Raw genomic sequence first — 18,646 nt, forward strand, 5'->3', positions numbered from 1 at the left:
AACGTTGAGGCAGAAGCTCGTAGCAGGCGCTGGTGCCGCTGCGCTGTCTGCGACGCTGGTCCTGATGCTGACAATGACGGGAAGCCGCGATGAGGCGCTTCTCTACGCCGGGCTCGATCCTCAGGCTGCAGGCGAGCTGATCGCTGCTCTTGATGCGGAGGGTGTTGTTTACTCCGTGGACGGCAGCGGTATCTATGTCCCTGCAGAGGACCGCGACCGCCTGCGCCTCATGCTCGCCCAGCAGAATCTCCCTGCACCGAAAGCGCAGGGCTACGAACTCCTTGACCAACTCGATGGCTTCTCGACCACCTCGCAAATGTTCTCCGCCACCTATTGGCGCGCCAAGGAGGGCGAGATAGCCCGTACCTTGATGACAATGCCCGGCGTTCAGGCTGCGCGGGTCCATATCGGCACGGGAGATGCCTCGACCTTCTCCCGGCGCCGGAGTGAGAAAACGGCTTCTGTGACTCTCTCTGTCCCGAGCGGCCTTGGCGACCGGCAGGTTCAGGCCATCCGTTACCTGACAGCCCTCGCCGTTCCGGGGCTCGCGGCCACGGAAGTTGCGGTAATCGATACCGCCCGCGGCCTTCTGTCTGCTGATCAAGCTGATGGCAGTCCCGCCAGCCGCAAGGAGGCCGAGGCCATCGAGGCAGCTTTGCTCAACCTGCTCGAAGCACGGGTCGGGGTCGGCAATGCGCGGGTCACAGCGTCAGTTGATATCAACCGCCGCCGGGAAGAGCTTCAGGAGAGGGCCTTCACGCCTCAGGGTGTGGTCTCCGAAAGCATCCGCGATGAACGCAGCAGCAACGAGGCCAACGCCGACGGCGCGGTCACGATTGCTTCCGACCTACCAGACGGCGAGACAGGCGATGCCGAGAGCCGTCAGGAAACACGGGAACTCCGTGAAGAGACGAAATTCGCCATAGGCAGCACTGACCGTATGGTGGAAATCCTCCCCGGCGATGTTGAGCGCGTGACCGTTGCCGTTCTCGTCAACGATCTGCAGCAGGAAGACGGCTCTTTCACTCCGCGGGACGCCGAGGAACTGGCTGCGCTCGATGCGCTCGTTCGGGCGGCCACAGGGATCGATGAGACCCGCGGCGATGTCGTGACTGTCCGCTCCCTGCCTTTCTCTCGGCCAGCGTTCGCCGAGGGCGCGAGCAGCACGGGTGCGGCGACAGACGGGAGCGCTCCGCCCCTCCTCTGGCTCGGCGGCGGCGCGGCGCTCCTCGCGCTGGCTGCGGGTGCCGCATTCCTGACCCGCAGGAAGAAGCCGGATCTCTCTATCGAGGAGACAGCGCCTGACGATGTCTATCTCGGCGACCTTCAGCTTGCCCAAGGCGAAGGCCAATTCGTCCCGGCAGGCCAGGAGGACCCCCTCGCACTCCTTCGCAGCCGGGCGGGCGAGAGGCCCGAAGCTGCTGCCGCGATCCTCAATTCATGGCTCAAACCAAAGGACGCCTCAGCATGAGCAAGACCCAAGCCCAGAACGCGCAACGCCCTGCTCTCAGCATCGATCTTGAGCTTTCCGTCCGTGTAGGGACTGGCGAGATCTCTCTTGAGGAAATCAGCACCCTTGAACCTGGTCGCACGATCCTTCTGAGAGAAAGCGCTGCTCGCCCGCTGGAGCTCTGCGCCAACGGCCATGTGGTTGCCCGCGGAGTGCTGGAGGATCCGGAGGGCGATGGAAGCCTTTCGCTTAAGATCACCGAGATGACGGAGCCTAACAGATGAGGCTCGCCGCCATTGCGCTCTTTCTCTTGACGCTCCTCTTTACGCCGGCCTACGCCGCTGCAACGGTCTCGCCTGAAGTCGAAGGCTTCCTCTCCGGAACCATCAGCCTCCGGAACGCTGTTATCCCGACGGTGCTGCTCGTCACCTTGCTGAGCATCGCGCCGGGGCTCTTGATGATGGTGACCTGCTTTCCCTTCATCGCTATCATCTTCTCGTTCCTCCGTCAGGCGCTGGGCCTTCAGTCCGCGCCGCCGACCATGATGCTTACCAGCCTCGCGCTCTTCCTGACCTTCTTCATCATGGAGCCAGTGTTCACGGATGTTTGGACGGATGCACTCCAACCGCTCCTCGATGGGGAGATCACTGAGCTCGAGGCCGCGCCCCTCGCCGCCGAACCGCTTCAGGATTTCATGGCGGGTCGGGTGAAGGAGGATACGCTCTTCCGCCTCGCCAACGCCGTTGGCCGTCCTGCAGAGAGTGTCGAGACTGCGCCGCTCACCGTCCTAGTACCGAGCTTTATGCTCTCGGAGATCACCCGAGCCTTCCAGCTTGGCTTTGCGATCTTCCTGCCGTTTCTCGTCATCGACCTCGTCGTCGCTTCGGTCCTGATGGCCATGGGCATGATGATGGTCCCGCCCGCTGTCGTCGCCCTCCCGTTCAAGCTCGCCTTCTTCGTCCTTGCAGACGGGTGGGTCGCGATGACCGAAGCCCTGTTGAGAGGATATGCCTGATGTCCGCTACTGCCGCGCCCATTGAAGAGTCCGCTGCTCAGCCCACGAACCTTCCTGTCGCGAAGGGATCGCCCGAGACTGCCGCCATCATTCTGTCGCTCCTCGAGCCTGAAACAGCCAAGGCTGTTGCCGCCTACTTCGATGAAGGACGGCTGGACCGGGCACTCGACGCCTATGAACGCCTCGATATGGTGGATCAGGCGGAGATGCTTTCGGTCGTCAGGTCGTTCAATGCCACGCTCGATGGCGACCTGCCAGTAATCAGTGGAGGGACAAAGCGCGCGGCCTCTCTCCGCCGGCTCTTCTCAAGCCAGGAAGAACTCCCAGCCCTGCCCGGTCCTGATCAGGAGGACGAACCCCTGGCCGATCCCGGAAGCATTGCGGAGGGGGCGGAGCCCGAGGAGGTCTGGCGCTACGTCGCCGCTCTGTCGCCGGACAAGGCTGTGTCGCTCCTGCAAGGGGAGCGGCCAGGGCTTGTCGCCGCGGTCCTGTCGCGGCTTTCCCGGGACTCAGCGGTGGCGGTGCTTGGTAGCCTCGATGATGCGACAGCTGCCCGCATCTTGCTCATTAGCCTTGGAGAACATGCGCCTACGGAGGATACGTACGACGCTATCGCGGAGACCCTACGGCAGCGTGCTCCCTCACGGCTTGAAAGCGTCGGCCTCGATACGAAGGCGATGCTGACCCGGACCTCGGCGCTCCTCAACGCAATGCAGCCGCGGCGGCAAGCGGCGCTGATGAAGGGCATCGAACAGGCGGCACCCGCTGCCCATGAACAGCTCGCGCCGAACGTCCTGCGCTTCTCGACCCTGCCCGAGCGGTTGCCGAAGACGATCGTCCCCGCACTCTTCCGGGAGATGGATGACGAAGTCACCGACCGGGCGCTCAAGCTTGCTCTTGAGACGGAGGTTCCCGTCGCTGAGTTTCTCCTCAGCTGTATCTCGCAGCGGCTCGCCGAGATGATCCGTGAACGCGTGCGGGAGCGCCCGGCCGTCTCGCGCGAGGAAGGCGAGGAGGCGCAGGCGCTCTTGATGCAGACATTGGTTGACTGGGCGGAGGAGGACCGCTTCGCCTTCAAGCCTCCAAAGGGATGACCCGCTGAAGGCCCTCAGCGGCGAGAACGTCGCCGAAGTGGCCGGTCATAGACGGCCGAACACTGATCGTCATGACGGCGTTGAGGGCAGCGAAGGCCTCCTGCCCACCCTGACCGTTCCCTGACAGCTCATCAAGAAACCTCTCCGACGCGAAGGCATGGAGCGCGTAGTGCGTCGCAGGCTCGGCACCATCCGTAGACAGCGGCACGTTATACTCCGCCCCCGAATTACCGATCGACAGGCCGAAGGCTTCTGCGTCAGCCTTGTGCTGCTGGGGCACGATGAGGACAACCGAGTGGGAATAGCTCATCAGGACACGCCCATCTTCTCTGCGACCCAGTCGCGGGCCAGGGTCTCCTCCGCCGCATCAATCACCTGGTCTGTGTAAAGAAGAAGGCCGAACAGGTTCATCTGCATCGCAGCGCTCCCGACGCCGTCCACCGCGCCGAGATAGGCAGGGGTGGAGCGGACGGCAGGCGTGGCGGCGAGGGCTTCCACCTTCTGCTGGCCGCCTTCGACCGTGGCGTCACAGAAGCCGCCCCCGAATTTGACGATAGAGATCTGCGGGCCAGCGATCCTGAGGACGGCGGTGCGGTGATAGCTTCCATCAGCAAGCGGATATTTGGTGGCGAGCTTGGTCCCTATGGAGAGCATGTCGCTGAGGTCGGGGTTGATCCCGTCCCGGTTGCCAATCACCGTGCCGTGGGCGATGGGGTCAAGCCCTGCGACCACGGAGAAGGCCGCGCCGAAGGTCGCGCCATTGATGACGAGCACGTCGTCCACCCCGTCAAAGGCCAGCGCAGGTTTGCCGCCCACAAGCTCCAGCCGGGGCCTCGCCGCGTCGGAGGGGGCGACGGCGTCAAGGCCGTTGCCTGAGCGGTCGAGCATCCGTCCGACCACGTCGCCGATGGCGGGGGCTGGCCCCGTGCCGTCCCGGGCGATGGTCATGGAGGAAAAGTCCGAGGGGTCGAGCCAGAAGCCTGCCTCTCCCCCGTCGAAGGGCTGGGGCTCAGCGGGGGGCGGAGGCGGCGGGGCCACGGGCGCGCCCAGGGGGTAGCGCGCGCCGGGGCTGTGGGTCAGGCCAAGGCGCATCACGCGAGGCCGACGATCCCGGTGGCACTGGTCCCCGTGGCGAGGATGCGGCTGGCCAGCACCGCATACTGAACACCCGGCTGGAGCGCAGGCAGGGTCACGCTGTCACCGCCCGTGGTGACAAGCGCGACATCCCCCGCCGAGGCAACCATCAGCCCACGGATAGGCAGGGCAAGGTCACTCCCGTCAGAAGGCGTCACAGAAAACCCGCGGCTCGGCGGGCTCTCAAGCCCAGGCTGAAGCGTGGTAAGATCGGTCATGGCATCGGTCCGTATAGCTACAGACCGGGATGGTAGGGGGTGCGGGACGGGCGGGGATAAGTCACCACTAAAAGTGCTCGCGCAGCACGCTATCTACTTCAAGTTAGTTTGCTTTGCTGCCTATCTTCCGACCACTTCGAGCAACATTTTGCACCTGCAACTTCTTTACCCCGGCGTCGACGTAGCGGACAAAGTCGGTAGCATCAGTGAAGTAGTTCTGAAAGACACGCTTGAGGGCTTTCAAGTCTCCGGCGCGCACCAAAACGATATCAGCTTGGCCGTCGTACCGGCGTTCTAACTCTTCGTAGCGCTTTATTGCTACTCGCATGTTCCGGAAGCCGAAGCCTTGGAGCTTTCCATCGTCTTCGAATGGATATACCAGAATCGTGTTGAGACCACCGCCGACGATCCGCGATGGGATTTGTGGGATGCGTTCATTAGACCGCCGCAAAATTCTAAGGAGGCTAGTAGCTGCATTCAGCCTACGGAACTCTCTAAGTAGGTCTGTATCTTCTCGGCCACACCACGACGAAACGGAGTTCTCTTTTGTCCGCGCAAGTATTTCAGAGCAGGCAACAAAAAAGTCGTGGTACTCTTGCGACGCTTGATTAAATTTTCCCCTGCTCCGAGTGAGAAGGTCAGCAATCTCTACCGCTGTCGCCCACGCATGTTGGACACGGGTTCGAAACTGTACTTCGATACGAAGGCCATTCCAAGCCGCTGCTGATGGTTGATAAGCCTCGTATTTGTAAACGTCATGGATACCCCGATAGCCGGTCGGCTTAGGGCGATGGAGATAATTGAACTGGTCCCTATGAGCCGTCAGCCGGTCGTGTTTCGCGCGCGACGAGTTGAACTCCTCGCGGAAGTCCAACATTTGCTCAACCGTGTCGAAGATCACCCGGCAGCCCGCAATATCATGCATCCGTGAGAGTTGCATTTGCGGCTGCCGGGTCAATTTATCGACGATGGTCGGACGTCGTTTGAGCCGCTGACCAACAACGGCGCTCGTCCCTTTTGCTCTTCGTCGCAGAGTTGCTTGAAACGTGTTGATGACGTGGGCGTGGGCTCCCCGCCAGTTTTCGAGAACCAACCGGTCCTCTACCGACGAAGAACCCTTGCGGATTGCGTCGCCCGCCCGGTCGACGCGAGACCGGGAGTAGAGGGGTACAATTCCAGTGGCGGTTTTTGCCAATTCACGCTTCCCATCATCTTCCCTCATGACCTTCTCTGATTCGCTTAGTTGCCCAAAATATATGGCTTACTGGTGATCTGGGCCGGTGACTTTTTCCTCTTCAACCCGTTCCGGAGCCACGTAGAGCTTTCCTCCGACCGCAGCGTACTTTTCGCTCATCTTTTCCATGCCGCGCTGGCGCTCCTTTTCGGACATGGCTTCGAGGTCGGCCTTTTCATTGTCGCTGAGGCCGCCTGCGTAGTCGCGGACGTCCTGGGTGATCTTCATACTGCAGAATTTGGGGCCGCACATGGAGCAGAAGTGCGCCGTCTTGTGGGCCTCTTTCGGCAGGGTCTGGTCGTGGAAGTCGCGGGCGGTTTCGGGGTCCAGAGAGAGGTTGAACTGGTCCTCCCAGCGGAACTCGAACCTCGCGCGGGAGAGCGCGTCGTCGCGGAGCTTTGCCGCGGGGTGGCCCTTGGCGAGGTCGGCGGCGTGGGCCGCGAGCTTGTAGGTCACGACGCCCACCTTGACATCGTCCCGGTCGGGCAGGCCCAGATGCTCCTTAGGCGTCACATAGCAGAGCATCGCCGTGCCGAACCAGCCGATCATCGCCGCGCCGATCCCTGAGGTGATGTGGTCATAGCCGGGCGCGATGTCCGTGGTGAGCGGCCCGAGGGTGTAGAACGGCGCCTCGCCGCACTCCCGCAGCTGCTTGTCCATGTTCTCCTTGATCTTGTGCATCGGCACGTGGCCGGGGCCCTCGATCATCACCTGCACGCCGTGGTCCCAGGCGATCTTCGTCAGCTCACCGAGGGTTTCAAGCTCTGCAAACTGCGCACGGTCATTGGCATCGGCGATCGAGCCAGGGCGCAGGCCATCACCCAAGCTGAAGGTCACGTCATAGTCGCGCATGATCTGACAGATCTCGGCGAAGTGGGTGTAAAGGAAGCTCTCCTTGTGGTGAGCAAGGCACCATTTGGCCATGATCGAGCCGCCGCGGGAGACGATGCCCGTGACACGATCAGCGGTCAGATGAATGTAGGGAAGCCTGACCCCTGCGTGCACGGTGAAATAGTCGACGCCCTGCTCGCACTGCTCGATCAGCGTGTCGCGATAGACCTCCCAGGTGAGGTCCTCGGCGATGCCGTTCACCTTCTCGAGGGCCTGATAGATCGGCACGGTGCCGATGGGGACGGGCGAGTTCCTGAGGATCCACTCGCGGGTGTTGTGGATATTCTTGCCCGTGGAGAGGTCCATCACCGTGTCCGCGCCCCAGCGGGTGGCCCAGACCATCTTGTCCACCTCTTCCTCAACCGAAGAGGTCACGGCGGAGTTGCCGATATTGGCGTTGATCTTCACAAGGAAGTTCCGGCCAATGATCATCGGCTCGGCTTCGGGGTGGTTGATGTTGATCGGGATCACCGCGCGGCCAGAGGCGACCTCGTCACGGACGAACTCTGGGGTCACGAACTCCGGCACCGAGGCGCCGAAGCTCTCGCCATCGGCCTGACGCATTGCAGCACCCTCGGCAGCCTGCTTGCGGCCGAGATTCTCGCGGATGGCGATATACTCCATCTCCTCCGTGATGATGCCCGCCCGCGCGGCTTCGAGCTGTGTACGGATCTTGCCGGTGTAGCGCTTGGGCTGCGGCACGTTGGGGAAGGCGCGCGCGAGATAGTCGCCGGTGGCGCCGCCATTGTCCTCAGGCTTCACGTCGCGGCCTTCATAACCCTCCTGCTCACGCCGGGCGATCCATGGCGCGCGGACAGCAGGGAGGCCTTTCTCGACGTCAGGGGTGAAATTGTCTTCCGTATAGGGACCCGAGGGGTCATAGACCGGTAGCGGCGCCTCGCCTGATGAGGGGTGCAGGATGATGTCTCGGACAGGGGACTTCACGTCCTCGAAGCGCTCGGACTGGACATAGCGCTTGAGCGATGACGGCAGAGGGCCGGTGGTGACCTTCGGGGTCTGGAAGTCGGATTGCTTGTTGAGCTTGTTCATGTCGGGACCTCTTTATTCGTGGTCGGAGGAAATAGTGATGATACGGGTTTCGCCGGGCTCGGCAAAGAAATCTGCGCCCGATGCCTTGAGCCAGCCGGGGACCTCGATGGCGACGTGAATGCCGACGACCTCGTCAGCGTTCATCAGCTCGCGGGCCTCGTCCGGGCCTTCGTCGAGCCACCAGAAGGGCACGAAGGCAACGTTCGTCGCCTCCGAATCAAGGGTTTCTCGGTGGACGGAGAAATTGCCCTCAGAGCCATCGGCATCGCCAAGGTGCATGACCGATGCCTTGGTATCGAGCGTTACGCGGTAGACCATGTTGTGGACATTGGGCCAGTCGCCGGTGTGGACGACGCGCATGGCCTGAACCTTGATGTCTCCGATGGCGAATGTCTGTGCACCCTCATCGAGCGACATCGAAAAAGCCGTCACCCGGTCGAGTAAGGAAGCGTCCCAGCCTTCAGCCTCGCGCATGAAGTCGATGGCCTGCTGCGGCGCAACGAGGCGGACAGCCGGATGGGCCTTGAGATAGGTGTTCGTGTCCGCGGCCGCGAAATGGTCGCCATGGGCGTGGCTGACGAAGATCGCGTCGACACCGCTAAAGGGCGCCTCGCCTGCGAACATTGCGGCGCGCATCTCCTCGGGCACGAGGGGGAAGTTGCCGAAGCCATTGTCGAAGATCGGGTCGAAGAGGATCTTGAGGTCCCCTTGGGTGACCATCACGCCTTCATTCGCGAGATAGCGCGCTTCGGCTTCGCCGGGCTTCGGATGGGCATGCGCAAGGCCAGAGAGACCTGCAGCTAATCCGCATACGGATAGGAAAAATGGGCGCATGCCCTGAAATCTCGCGCGGCATTGCGCGACAGTGGCTGTCATGGCCGTTCCTCCGCCGGTCCTAACCGGATCAGGTTCTAAGGGTACATCTCAACCCCGGCGGGGTGCCCCTCGGCGAGGATGGAGATAGCGCTTAGGAAGGCCGGAATCAAACTGGACAGGCAGACGCGGTTTCAGGCAGATTTGCCCGGTGCTTGCGCGCGGCTTGCCTCGCGATCCTCAAGGCACTGCTCGGCTGCAGCAAGAAGGTCTTCGCGGCGGATGGGCTTGGCGACGAAGCCGTCAAAGCCTGCCTCGAGGAAGGACTGGACGTCGGCTGGCATGGCGTGCGCCGTGACTGCGAGCACAGGCGGAAGCACCTCACGCTTGTTCTGCGCACGAAGGCGACGCAGCACCTCATATCCATCGATCCTGGGCATGGAGATGTCGAGTAGCACGAGATCGATATCCCCGGCGTCGAAGAGCCCAAGCGCCTCTTCGCCGCCGATGGCCGAGACGATCGCGCAGCCCTGATCCTTCAGCATCAGCTCGATCACCTTGAGGTTGACCGGGTTGTCGTCGACGGCCAGCACGCGCAGCCCTTCAAGCGCGGCGCTCTTGCGGAACTCGAGCCTCCGGTCAGCCGCGGCCCGCGTCTTGGCAGCCGCCAGCGGGATCACAGCGGTGAAGGTCGCGCCGACCCCCGCCTCTGTTTCGAGGCTGAGAGCACCGCCCATGGCTTCGACAAGGCCCTGGCAAATTGTGAGGCCAAGGCCGGTGCCGCCATACATGCGCGTGGTCGAGCTATCGGCCTGGGTGAAGGGGTCGAAGACCTTCGCCGCGACGTCGGACGCCATCCCGATACCTGTGTCCTCGACCTGGAGGACAACGCGCTTCTGTTCATCCGTATCGAGAGTGATCGACACCGAGCCTTGATGGGTGAACTTGACGGCGTTCGAGACGAGGTTGTTCAGGAGCTGGAGGATCCGCCCGGCATCGCCGCGGTACCAGTCACCTGCTTCCTCAGTATAGGCAGCTTTGATCTCGAGACCCTTCGCCCGCGCGTTTGACTGGTGCAGCCGCACGACCTTGTCGACGGCTTCACGCATGGAGAAGGGTGCGTTGTCGATTTCAAGCTTGCCAGCTTCGATCTTGGAGACGTCGAGCGCGTCATTGACCAGGGCGAGGAGGAGATCGCTCGCATCATTCATGACGGCGATCTGCTCCTGGGCTTCGGCAGGAAGGTCGTTCTTGGAGAGCGCCTCGGCCATCCCGCAAATGCCGTTCATTGGTGTACGGATTTCATGGCTGAGCGTTGCCAGAAACTCCGACTTGGCCGTGCTTGCGGCCTCCGCGACGGCGCGCCCTTCTTCTGAGCGAATGCGGGCGGAGAGAAGCCTGCGACTGATCCGGTTGAAGACTGGGAAGGACGCGATGAGGTTGAAGAGCGCCACGAGCGTCCCGAAGGTCACCGCGGCAAGGGAGGCGACGCTCTGCTCGCCAAGGACCATCGAGGCGATCGGCATACCGACGAACATGAACGCCGTTGGGATGAGCCCTGCGAAGTAGAGCTCCTTGTCGTGGTAGCAGTGGATGAAGGTGTGAAACGCCGCGCCGAACAGCCAGAGAAGCGCAAACGTCCGAAGGCCCAGATCTCCACTGAACCAGCCAAGGACCGCAATCGTCCCATAGACGAGGGTCGCCTGCCCATAGGTGAAGAGGTAGCGGCGGCGCAGGCTGTCGGGAAGCTTGCCTGCGCGGGTGGCAGCTTCGACCTCGGTGCGCACCTTCGCCTCAATGGCCTGGCTGATGAGGATTGCGGTGAAGCCGATCACGGCCGGGATGGGGCCGACGAGGATGCCGATGAAGCCGAGCGCCACGACCGCAAGGATGAGGCGCAGGCTCTGATGCTTGCTGCGAGACAGGGCGACGGTCCTGAAGGACTGGACCTTCAGCGCCTGCTTCCTGCCCTTCGCGCGCTCAGACGTCATGACGCCTCCCCGCGGAAGCGTAGGGATCGATGGATTAAGCGCAGCTAAAAGGTTGAATTGTTCCTATTGCCGCGGATCGTCAGCCTTCGAAAGGATCCTTCATCAGGATGACGTCCTCACGCTCTGGCGACGTCGAGACGAGCACCACCGGGCGATCGAGAAGCTCCTCGATCCGGCGGACATACTTTACCGCCTCTGCAGGCAGCTCGGCCCATGACCGCGCGCCTGCGGTGGAGCCTTCCCAGCCGTCGAGCTCTTCATAGATGGGCTCAGCCCGCGCCTGCTCGCCCATCCCGGCGGGGAGGTAGTCAATCTCGCGGCCGTCGATCTTGTAGCCAACGCAGACCTTGAGGGTCTTCATGCCGTCGAGGACGTCGAGCTTGGTGAGGGCCACGCCGTCGATCCCTGCCGTCAGGAGGCTCTGGCGGACGAGGGCCGCATCGAACCAGCCGCAGCGGCGCTGGCGGCCCGTGACGGTGCCGAACTCATGGCCGCGCTCGCCAAGGCGCTGGCCGATCTCGTCGGTCAGCTCGGTCGGGAATGGGCCAGAGCCAACGCGGGTGGTGTAGGCTTTGACGATACCGAGACCGTAAGCGGACCCCGCCGCGCCCATGCCGGTACCCGTGGCTGCCTGGCCAGCGACCGTGTTCGACGAGGTCACGTAGGGATAAGTGCCGTGGTCGACATCGAGAAGCACGCCTTGTGCGCCTTCGAAGAGGATCCGCTTGCCTGCCCGGCGGGCTTCGGCGAGCAGCTGCCAGGTCGGCGTCGCAAACGGCAGGAGGTGCTCGGCGGCTTCCTTCAGCACACCCATCACGTCATCTTCGGTGAGGGGCTCAGCGCCGAAACCGGTCCGGAGTGCGTTGTGGTGGGTGAGGAGCCGCTCGATCCGGGGCTTCAGGCCATCAAGGTCGCGAAGGTCCGCGACACGCACGGCACGGCGGCCGACCTTGTCCTCGTAGGCAGGGCCGATGCCGCGGCCTGTGGTGCCGATCTTGCCCGCGCCAGCAGCTTCCTCGCGAAGGCGGTCGAGCTCTCCGTGCAGCGGCAGGATCAGGCAGGCGTTCTCGGCAATGGCGAGGTTCACCGGGGAGATCTTCACCCCCTGCTCCTTGAGGCGCGCGACCTCCGAAGCGAAGGCCGACGGGTCGATGACGACGCCGGAGCCGATGACCGACATCTTCCCTTCCCGGACGATACCCGAGGGGAGGAGCGAGAGCTTGTAGACCTTGCCGTCGATGACAAGAGTGTGGCCCGCATTGTGCCCGCCCTGGAAGCGCGCGACGACCTCGGCCCGCGCCGACAGCCAGTCGACGATCTTGCCTTTGCCCTCGTCACCCCACTGGGCTCCGATCACCGATACGTGCGCCATGGTCCGCTCCTTGGAAAGTCCGATGGCGCCCTAGGCTTTTGCAGCCGCGAAAGAAAGGGGAGGCAGTGCCCCTCGTGGGAAACTACTGCTTTGCGACCACGGTCTTGGCGATCCGGTCGTAGGGGGTACGGCCTGAGCCGATGAAGAGCGTCAGCACATAGGCGAGACCTGCGAGGAGGCAGGCCACCTGCACGCCCGTGTTGAGGGTCGGCATCGGGTCGATGAACAGGCGGTGGCCCTCCGGCACGTACCACATGGCCATGTGGTTGATCTCCCAGGGGAGGAACTTCACCACGTTTCTGAGGAAGGCCGCACCGGCACCTGGCTTCGTGCCCTCCGTCGTTGAGACCTCAAGGCCGAGGAGCTTTTTGCCAAGCGTTGCGCCGAACGCCGCTTCGGTGCCTGCGAAATAGAGGACCACCGGGAGTGTCAGGGAGAGGAAGCCGATAAGATGCGCGCGCCAAGGCTCTGACCCCGTGCCATCGGCAAAACTCGCCCCGAGCAGGACCAGGTTGATGAACAGGAGCGCTGCCACGAGCAGCATGATCAGCATGCTGTCGACAGCGTAAGCGGTAAGTCTGCGGAGAGGCCAGGCCTTCATCGTTCCGTCTACGTTAGTCGCGGCGCGGCGCTTGGCCGAGTTCTGCCGGGGCGGAGGCCGAGACCTGGCTTGCCTCGACGACAAGGCTCGACGCGCTCGCTTGCCTGCGGGCAGCCTTGCGGCTCCGCTGGGTCCGCGCTGCGGGAGCTGGCTCATTGAAGAGCGTGGCGAAGACGTCCTCTTCATTCCAACGGGGCGCGAGGTCTGCGTCCGCGATCTCCCTGACCATATCTTGGTGGAGACCGACATAGCGCGACAGCTCATCGAACCGCAGCGGAGAAGGCTGATCTGGGTCAGACGGCTGGCCAGCGAGGCGAACATCAGCCCGCTGACGGTTCACGTCCCCACCGCCGACGACGAGATAGACCGAGGGGATGCCGCGGCGCATGAAGCTGTAATGGTCAGAACGGGTGAAGAACCCCTGCTCCGGGAGCGGGTCATGGACTTCGCGGACCCCTGCCCGGCTCAGCGATGCCGATACGAGCGGCGCGAGGCTCGTGCGCCTCGCACCGTGAGCTGTGGCCCAGCTGAAGGCGTTACCGACAAGTGGCATGTCGAGATTGACGTTGGCCACGACGTTGGAGCCTGCGAGCACAGGATTGGCAGCGAGATAGTCCGACCCCAGAAGGTCATGCTCTCCGCCCGTCGTCGCCGCGAAGATGATCGTCCTGCGCGCAGGCTGTTCTGCAATATCCTTGGCAAGCTCGAGAAGCGCGGCGACGCCAGCGGCATTGTCGAGCGCACCATCGAAGACCATTTCGCCCTCGCGTCTTCCCAGATGGTCTAGATGCGCGGTGACGACCACAGCTTCGCCCGCAAGATAAGGATCAATACCCGGAACGATACCAACGACATTGGGGCTGGAGACACTGACCGCACGGCTGCCGAACCGCATGGAGCCTTTGAGCTTCAGCTTAACCGGCTTGGGCTGCCCTGAAGAGCGTTCGGCCTGGGCATAGTGCTGCGCAAAGGAACGACGCGCCTTGGTGAAGAGCTTCTCGGCACCCCGGCGCCCCATCACCGCTTCGCCGAGGAGCGAGCTGTGCCTCGCTGACGCTGGAACCAAACGGTCGCCTGAGTAACGCTTGAGTGCCAAGTCAGCGAAGCTTTCCACGTCCGTCTCATGGGAAGGCGGAAGGATGGATAAGAAAGCAGCGGCGCCGCGGGCTTCCGCCTGAGCGGCCTGCTGGCTTGTAAGCCATGCGCGCTCGTCAGCCGGTATCCATGAAGGTGCGCCCTTGATCGCCACAACGATCGCTCCGCGTACATCGATCCCCTTATAGTCATCACGCCGGTAGCGTTTCGAGACGAGGCCGTAATTGACGAAGACGATCGGCGCGTGGGCGAGGCGGATGTCGTCTCGTCGCGAGAAGCCCACGATCTCCAACCCAGGTTCGAAGAGGTCCCCTTCGATCCAGAGCTTTGCGCCGCCCCTGACCCGCGGCGAGTGGACCGTGACGGGCACAAGCTGGAAATACTCGAGCGTTGCCGAGACGGGCGTCAGGCCGAGGCTGCGGAAGCGCTCGGCCACGAACTGCGCCGCGAAATCATGCCCGCGCTTGCCCGCCTCCCGGCCCTCCATCAGGTCGTCAGAAAGCACCGCCGTGTCGAACTCGAGCCGCATGGAAGCCGGGGCCTCGGGACCTGGCTGCGTCCGTTGGATATCCGCAGCCGGGGGCGAGGCCAGAGCGGCGGTCATGCTGCTGGCGATCACCAGCAACATCGCCCATGCCATGCGAACCATCACCGATAAGTCTCCTGCCCCGTTAACCTCTTGTTAACACATTGGACGGGGCGGAGCGAGCCTTGGCCTGAGGAATCCTTAACGCGTTCCATCCGACTTGCGGCGGCTGCGAAGGGGGCCTACGCGCCGCGACATGGCGCGACCTCTTCCCATCCAGAAACCGACCCGCGCCGACTGGTTCGCATGGGGCATGGTCGCGCTCGGCGGCGGCTCAGCGCCTTCCGCTATCAACGTGGCCATCGAAAGCGCACCGCCCGGGGTCATTGCCTTCTTCCGCGTGTGGTCCGCCGCGATCCTCCTTCTCGCTTATGCCTACGGCACCGGGCGCAAGGTCGCCTCGCCTATGGACGCAGAAGGCCGGCAGGTCTGGCTCTACGCGATCCTCGCGGGCGCGGCAGGCTATGCGATGCCGTTCTTCCTCTTCCCGCTGGCGCAGATGCAGGTCAGCTCAATCATGGCGGGGATCGTCATGGCGTTCCTGCCCGTGGTCGCCGTCCTCATGGCGGCACTTTTCGCAGGGGAACCGCTGACCAAGCGCTCGACCCTCGGTGTCTTCACGGCGACCGGCGGCGTTCTCGTCCTCATCGGACCAGCAATCCTCGGCGGCATGACCGCCAGTTTCATCGGCATCCTCCTCCTGCTGGTCGCAGTCTTTGGCTACGCGGTCATGGGGGTCATCATGCGTAGGGCGCCGGAATTCCCGGTACGGGGCTTCGCGACCATGATGATGTTGGCCGCAGGCGTGATGATCACGCCGGTTCTCCTCATCACTTCGTTTGAAGGGATCAGCGTCAGGAGCTGGGCGGCGATCCTGTTCCTCGGCATCGTGCCGACAGGGATCAACGCGATCCTCATCGTCTCCACCGTCAGGCGTGCAGGTGCAGGCTTCATGGCAACGAGCGCCTACGCCTCGCCGGTCATCGCCGTCTTCTTCGGGGTTCTCTTCTTCTCGGAGGCGCTTTTCGCCTATCAAGTCATCGGCCTGCTGACGATCTTCGCAGGCATCGCCCTGACCCAGCAGTCAGGGCCCAAAGGTCAGAAGAAAAGCTGGCCGCGCATCGTGGTTGCCGCGTTCCCGCGCAGGACGACCCGGCCTGACGACAGCTCGCAATCCGCATCCCCGCCCCGCGACGAGGCCTGATGGGCCTTGAACGATGTCTTGCCGAGGCGCTCTGACCAATAGGGCACCAGCATCGCGTGGAGCGAGCCGGTGAAGGGATCCTCAGGGATGCCAAGCTTCGGCGCGAACAGCCGCGAGACGAAGTCGACGTCTCTCCCTGGCGCCGTGATCCCAAGCTCGGGCACCGGGAGCGCCTCGATCGCTGCCATGTTCGGCCGCACCATGCGGACTTCGTCTTCCGTAGGCAGAACGACGAGCCAGAACTGACCTTCCAGCACCGCCTCGACATCGACGCCCAAGGCATCCACGAGGCTCGGTGGGTGCTCGACCGGGGTCGGCATGTTGGCCGGCAGGTCGAGGGCGTAGCGCCCCTTCTCGCGGCTAACCTTGAGCGTTCCCGAAAGCGTCTCGAACCGGACCTCGTCGGCCTCCAAGCCATGCTCCGTAAAGAGAGCATACCCCGAAGCCATCGTTGCATGGCCACAGAGCGGCACCTCGCCCCCGGGCGTGAACCAGCGGAGGTCGTAATGAGCCTCGCCCTTCTTCACGAGGAAGGCGGTCTCGGAGAGGTTATGCTCCTGCGCGATTTTCAGGAGGAGGTCGTCAGGGTAGAAATCATCGAGGATCATCACCGCAGCAGGGTTCCCGCCGAAAGCCTTCTCGGTGAAGGCATCGACGACGACGAAATCGTGGGTCCTCATGCGGCTTCCCTTTCGGCCATGACCTTCTCATAAGCCTCGTTGATCGCCGCCATCCGGTGCTCGGCGATCGAGACCAACGAAGGCGGCACACCGCGCGCAACCATGGCGTCCGGATGATGCTCCTTGGCGAGCTGGCGATAGCTCTTCTTGAGATCATCCGTCGTGATGTCGAGCGGCACGCCGAGCACCGCATACGGATCATCTTCCTCGAGGCCGACATGCGAAGCCTTCACCCGGCGGAAGCAATCCTCCGATAGCCCAAACGCGGTCTTCGCGGTGTTCAGAAGCTCCAGCTCCCCGGGGTGCAGGACTCCGTCCGCCATCGCCACGTAGAAGAGGCAGTCCAGCACATCCTCCAGCACGGCTTCTTCGGCGCCAAACAGCTTGCCGACCTGCCGGGCATAGCTCTCGAAGCCCCCGACATCGGACTTGGCGAGGTCGTAGACCGTGCGGACGCGGCTTTCCTCGCCTGGGGGTACTTCGAAGAAGTCGAGGAAGGCGGCGAATTCGTCATCCGTCGCGATGCCGTCCGCCTTGGCCATCTTGGCTGACAGGGCGATGAGCGCGATCGAGAAGACAGCGGCATCCCGCTTCTTCCGGCGCTCTTCCATGGCGTCCATGACAGCGCCGAGGGTGCTTTCCCTCGCGCTTTCGAGAATGGCGGCGATGCGTTCCCACAAGGTCATCGCGCCTTCTTGCACGAAATGTCGCAGCGCAGCCAACCGTGACATCGTTTTTCGACGCAGAAAATTGCCGCTGGGCTGAGGCGCGGCGCGCCGTAAGTCCCCGGCATGAGCATTGAAAGCCGCAACCCCGCCACCGGAGAGCTGCTTGAGCAGTTCAGTCCTGCTTCCAACGAGATGATCGAGGAGGCGCTGGATCTCGCCGTCGAGGGCCACGAAGCCCTTCGCCGCATGCCGCTCCGCGACCGGGCCGCGGGCCTGAGGCGGCTGGCGGACCTTCTCGACCAGAAGAACGAAGAGCTGGCCAGGGTTGCGACCCTGGAGATGGGCAAGACCCTCAAGGCTGCGAAAGCCGAGGTCACCAAGTGTGCCAGCGTCTGCAGCTACTATGCCGAGCATGGCGCGGGCTTCCTGCGCGATGAGCCCGTGCAGATCGACGAGGGTTCGGCCTATGTGGCGCACCTGCCGCTGGGTCCGATCCTCGCTGTGATGCCGTGGAATTTCCCTTACTGGCAGGTCTTCCGCTTCGCCGCGCCGGCGCTCATGGCTGGCAATTCAGGACTCCTGAAACACGCATCGAATGTTCCCCAATGCGCTCTCGCGATCTCGGACGTGATCGCCGAAGCAGGCTTTCCGAAAGGCGCGTTCCAGACCCTCCTCATCGGATCGGACAAGGTCGAAGGGATCCTCCGTGATGCCCGTATCCGCGGCGCGACCCTCACTGGCTCAGGCCCCGCAGGCTCTGCCGTGGGTGCTCTGGCGGGCGAGACGATCAAGCCGTCCGTCCTTGAGCTTGGCGGCAGCGACGCCTTCATCGTCATGCCCTCGGCCGACCTCGACGCAGCCACCGATGCTGCCTTGACAGGACGCACCCAGAACAATGGCCAGAGCTGCATCGCGGCGAAGCGCTTCATCATCCACGAAGCCGCCTATGACGCCTTTCGCGAGAAGTTCGCGGCCAAGCTGGCTTCGCTCAAGGTTGGTGATCCGATGTCGGAGGATACCGATATCGGCCCCCTTGCCAACGCCTCCGGCCTCGACGATGTGGTGAAGGCAGTGGAGGACTCCGTCGCCAAGGGCGCAAGGCGCACCCTCGGTGCCAAACCCACCGAAATCGCAGGCATGCCGGAAGGCCACTGGTTCGAACCCGGAATGCTCGAAGACATTCCTGAGGAGGCCCCTGCCTTCAAGGAAGAGATCTTCGGCCCAGTCGCACTTCTCTCCCGTGTACCGAACCTCGATGAAGCCATCGACCTTGCCAACTGCACGGAGTTCGGCCTCGGCTCCGTGATCTTCACCAAGGACCGCAGCGAGGTAGACCACGCAGTCCGGCGGCTTGAGGCAGGCGCCACGGCCGTCAACAGGATCGTCGCCTCTGACCCGCGCCTCCCCTTTGGCGGGGTAAAAACCTCAGGCTATGGCCGAGAGCTGGCGCGGGACGGAATGATGGCCTTCGTCAACCGTAAGACCGTGACGATCTCAGGGCTTTGAGCCGCTGCGCGCCCTGTTTGGTGATTCCTGCCCCCGACGTTAAG

The 18,646-nt window shown here is 63.3% G+C and carries 18 protein-coding genes and 1 riboswitch; of the genes, 6 read left to right on the plus strand and 12 right to left on the minus strand.

Annotation, left to right across the window (positions count from 1 at the left end; genetic code table 11):
• The first annotated feature begins 4 nt into the window (after positions 1 to 4).
• From fliF to HK107_RS13285, 4 genes are read left to right on the plus strand one after another with little or no spacing between them, the layout of a single operon-like run.
• Positions 5 to 1,471 carry a flagellar basal-body MS-ring/collar protein FliF gene (gene fliF, locus HK107_RS13270; protein ID WP_173200582.1) on the plus strand — a complete coding sequence of 489 codons (1,467 nt, stop codon included), beginning with the start codon at positions 5 to 7 and terminating at the stop codon, positions 1,469 to 1,471.
• Complete coding sequence (locus HK107_RS13275) at positions 1,468 to 1,734, plus strand: FliM/FliN family flagellar motor switch protein (RefSeq protein ID WP_173200584.1); 267 nt, start codon at positions 1,468 to 1,470, stop codon at positions 1,732 to 1,734. Before fliF ends, HK107_RS13275 begins: the two co-directional genes overlap by 4 nt.
• The gene (gene fliP / locus HK107_RS13280) at positions 1,731 to 2,465 is read left to right on the plus strand and encodes a flagellar type III secretion system pore protein FliP (protein ID WP_173200586.1); all 735 of its coding nucleotides are present in this window, start codon (positions 1,731 to 1,733) and stop codon (positions 2,463 to 2,465) included. Before HK107_RS13275 ends, fliP begins: the two co-directional genes overlap by 4 nt.
• Positions 2,465 to 3,559, plus strand: coding sequence for a FliG C-terminal domain-containing protein (locus HK107_RS13285; protein WP_173200588.1), 1,095 nt, complete (start codon positions 2,465 to 2,467; stop codon positions 3,557 to 3,559). Before fliP ends, HK107_RS13285 begins: the two co-directional genes overlap by 1 nt.
• Here HK107_RS13285 and HK107_RS13290 read toward each other — a convergent pair.
• From HK107_RS13290 to HK107_RS13335, 10 genes are all read right to left on the minus strand, one after another.
• Positions 3,540 to 3,869 carry a hypothetical protein gene (locus tag HK107_RS13290; protein WP_173200590.1) on the minus strand — a complete coding sequence of 110 codons (330 nt, stop codon included), beginning with the start codon at positions 3,867 to 3,869 and terminating at the stop codon, positions 3,540 to 3,542. The two genes, HK107_RS13285 and HK107_RS13290, sit on opposite strands and share 20 nt — an antisense overlap.
• Positions 3,869 to 4,651, minus strand: a complete 783-nt coding sequence (locus HK107_RS13295) for a hypothetical protein (RefSeq protein WP_173200592.1) — start codon at positions 4,649 to 4,651, stop codon at positions 3,869 to 3,871. Before HK107_RS13295 ends, HK107_RS13290 begins: the two co-directional genes overlap by 1 nt.
• On the minus strand, positions 4,651 to 4,911 hold the full coding sequence (locus HK107_RS13300) for a spike base protein, RCAP_Rcc01079 family (RefSeq protein ID WP_173200594.1): 261 nt from the start codon (positions 4,909 to 4,911) through the stop codon (positions 4,651 to 4,653). The genes HK107_RS13295 and HK107_RS13300 overlap by 1 nt, the downstream gene beginning before the upstream one ends.
• A gap of 103 nt (positions 4,912 to 5,014) precedes the next feature.
• On the minus strand, positions 5,015 to 6,133 hold the full coding sequence (locus HK107_RS13305) for a RelA/SpoT domain-containing protein (protein ID WP_173200596.1): 1,119 nt from the start codon (positions 6,131 to 6,133) through the stop codon (positions 5,015 to 5,017).
• Positions 6,134 to 6,172: 39 nt separating this feature from the next.
• Positions 6,173 to 8,086, minus strand: coding sequence for a phosphomethylpyrimidine synthase ThiC (gene thiC, locus HK107_RS13310; protein ID WP_173200599.1), 1,914 nt, complete (start codon positions 8,084 to 8,086; stop codon positions 6,173 to 6,175).
• 12 nt (positions 8,087 to 8,098) lie between these two features.
• Positions 8,099 to 8,962: an MBL fold metallo-hydrolase gene (locus tag HK107_RS13315; protein ID WP_173200601.1), complete on the minus strand. Its 864-nt coding sequence runs from the start codon at positions 8,960 to 8,962 to the stop codon at positions 8,099 to 8,101.
• Positions 8,951 to 9,042, minus strand: a riboswitch (TPP riboswitch). (Overlaps the previous gene by 12 nt.)
• 51 nt (positions 9,043 to 9,093) lie before the next feature.
• Entirely contained in the window at positions 9,094 to 10,890 is a 1,797-nt protein-coding gene (locus HK107_RS13320; RefSeq protein ID WP_173200603.1) for an ATP-binding protein, read from the minus strand.
• A gap of 79 nt (positions 10,891 to 10,969) precedes the next feature.
• Positions 10,970 to 12,262 carry an adenylosuccinate synthase gene (locus tag HK107_RS13325; protein ID WP_173200605.1) on the minus strand — a complete coding sequence of 431 codons (1,293 nt, stop codon included), beginning with the start codon at positions 12,260 to 12,262 and terminating at the stop codon, positions 10,970 to 10,972.
• A gap of 82 nt (positions 12,263 to 12,344) precedes the next feature.
• The gene (locus HK107_RS13330) at positions 12,345 to 12,863 is read right to left on the minus strand and encodes an RDD family protein (protein ID WP_173200607.1); all 519 of its coding nucleotides are present in this window, start codon (positions 12,861 to 12,863) and stop codon (positions 12,345 to 12,347) included.
• Positions 12,864 to 12,876: 13 nt separating this feature from the next.
• A complete protein-coding gene (locus HK107_RS13335; protein WP_233061646.1) occupies positions 12,877 to 14,607 on the minus strand; it encodes a M28 family peptidase in 1,731 nt (576 codons plus the stop codon).
• Between the two features lie 133 nt (positions 14,608 to 14,740).
• Here HK107_RS13335 and HK107_RS13340 point away from each other — a divergent pair, with 133 nt between their 5' ends.
• Positions 14,741 to 15,748 carry a DMT family transporter gene (locus HK107_RS13340; RefSeq protein ID WP_173200611.1) on the plus strand — a complete coding sequence of 336 codons (1,008 nt, stop codon included), beginning with the start codon at positions 14,741 to 14,743 and terminating at the stop codon, positions 15,746 to 15,748.
• Here the strand turns inward: HK107_RS13340 and HK107_RS13345 are convergent.
• Positions 15,643 to 16,428, minus strand: a complete 786-nt coding sequence (locus HK107_RS13345) for a PhzF family phenazine biosynthesis protein (protein WP_173200613.1) — start codon at positions 16,426 to 16,428, stop codon at positions 15,643 to 15,645. The two genes, HK107_RS13340 and HK107_RS13345, sit on opposite strands and share 106 nt — an antisense overlap.
• Complete coding sequence (locus HK107_RS13350; protein WP_173200615.1) at positions 16,425 to 17,114, minus strand: TerB family tellurite resistance protein; 690 nt, start codon at positions 17,112 to 17,114, stop codon at positions 16,425 to 16,427. Before HK107_RS13350 ends, HK107_RS13345 begins: the two co-directional genes overlap by 4 nt.
• Before the next feature lie 105 nt (positions 17,115 to 17,219).
• On the opposite strand from HK107_RS13350, the gene HK107_RS13355 reads away from it, so the two are divergent.
• Positions 17,220 to 18,602 (plus strand): NAD-dependent succinate-semialdehyde dehydrogenase, encoded by a 1,383-nt coding sequence (locus HK107_RS13355; RefSeq protein ID WP_173200617.1) that lies wholly within the window; start codon positions 17,220 to 17,222, stop codon positions 18,600 to 18,602.
• Positions 18,603 to 18,646 lie beyond the last annotated feature (44 nt).

It is taken from the genome of Parvularcula mediterranea, from assembly GCF_013085255.1.
GTDB lineage: Bacteria > Pseudomonadota > Alphaproteobacteria > Caulobacterales > Parvularculaceae > Parvularcula > Parvularcula mediterranea.

Coding starts and splice junctions, on each gene's coding strand:
- HK107_RS13275 (WP_173200584.1), top strand. CDS start 1,468: ATGAGCAAGACCCAAGCCCAGAACGCGCAACGCCCTGCTCTCAGCATC.
- fliP (WP_173200586.1), top strand. CDS start 1,731: ATGAGGCTCGCCGCCATTGCGCTCTTTCTCTTGACGCTCCTCTTTACG.
- HK107_RS13285 (WP_173200588.1), top strand. CDS start 2,465: ATGTCCGCTACTGCCGCGCCCATTGAAGAGTCCGCTGCTCAGCCCACG.
- HK107_RS13290 (WP_173200590.1), bottom strand. CDS start 3,869: ATGAGCTATTCCCACTCGGTTGTCCTCATCGTGCCCCAGCAGCACAAG.
- HK107_RS13295 (WP_173200592.1), bottom strand. CDS start 4,651: ATGCGCCTTGGCCTGACCCACAGCCCCGGCGCGCGCTACCCCCTGGGC.
- HK107_RS13300 (WP_173200594.1), bottom strand. CDS start 4,911: ATGACCGATCTTACCACGCTTCAGCCTGGGCTTGAGAGCCCGCCGAGC.
- HK107_RS13305 (WP_173200596.1), bottom strand. CDS start 6,133: ATGAGGGAAGATGATGGGAAGCGTGAATTGGCAAAAACCGCCACTGGA.
- thiC (WP_173200599.1), bottom strand. CDS start 8,086: ATGAACAAGCTCAACAAGCAATCCGACTTCCAGACCCCGAAGGTCACC.
- HK107_RS13315 (WP_173200601.1), bottom strand. CDS start 8,962: ATGACAGCCACTGTCGCGCAATGCCGCGCGAGATTTCAGGGCATGCGC.
- HK107_RS13320 (WP_173200603.1), bottom strand. CDS start 10,890: ATGACGTCTGAGCGCGCGAAGGGCAGGAAGCAGGCGCTGAAGGTCCAG.
- HK107_RS13325 (WP_173200605.1), bottom strand. CDS start 12,262: ATGGCGCACGTATCGGTGATCGGAGCCCAGTGGGGTGACGAGGGCAAA.
- HK107_RS13330 (WP_173200607.1), bottom strand. CDS start 12,863: ATGAAGGCCTGGCCTCTCCGCAGACTTACCGCTTACGCTGTCGACAGC.
- HK107_RS13335 (WP_233061646.1), bottom strand. CDS start 14,607: ATGGTTCGCATGGCATGGGCGATGTTGCTGGTGATCGCCAGCAGCATG.
- HK107_RS13340 (WP_173200611.1), top strand. CDS start 14,741: ATGGCGCGACCTCTTCCCATCCAGAAACCGACCCGCGCCGACTGGTTC.
- HK107_RS13345 (WP_173200613.1), bottom strand. CDS start 16,428: ATGAGGACCCACGATTTCGTCGTCGTCGATGCCTTCACCGAGAAGGCT.
- HK107_RS13350 (WP_173200615.1), bottom strand. CDS start 17,114: ATGACCTTGTGGGAACGCATCGCCGCCATTCTCGAAAGCGCGAGGGAA.
- HK107_RS13355 (WP_173200617.1), top strand. CDS start 17,220: ATGAGCATTGAAAGCCGCAACCCCGCCACCGGAGAGCTGCTTGAGCAG.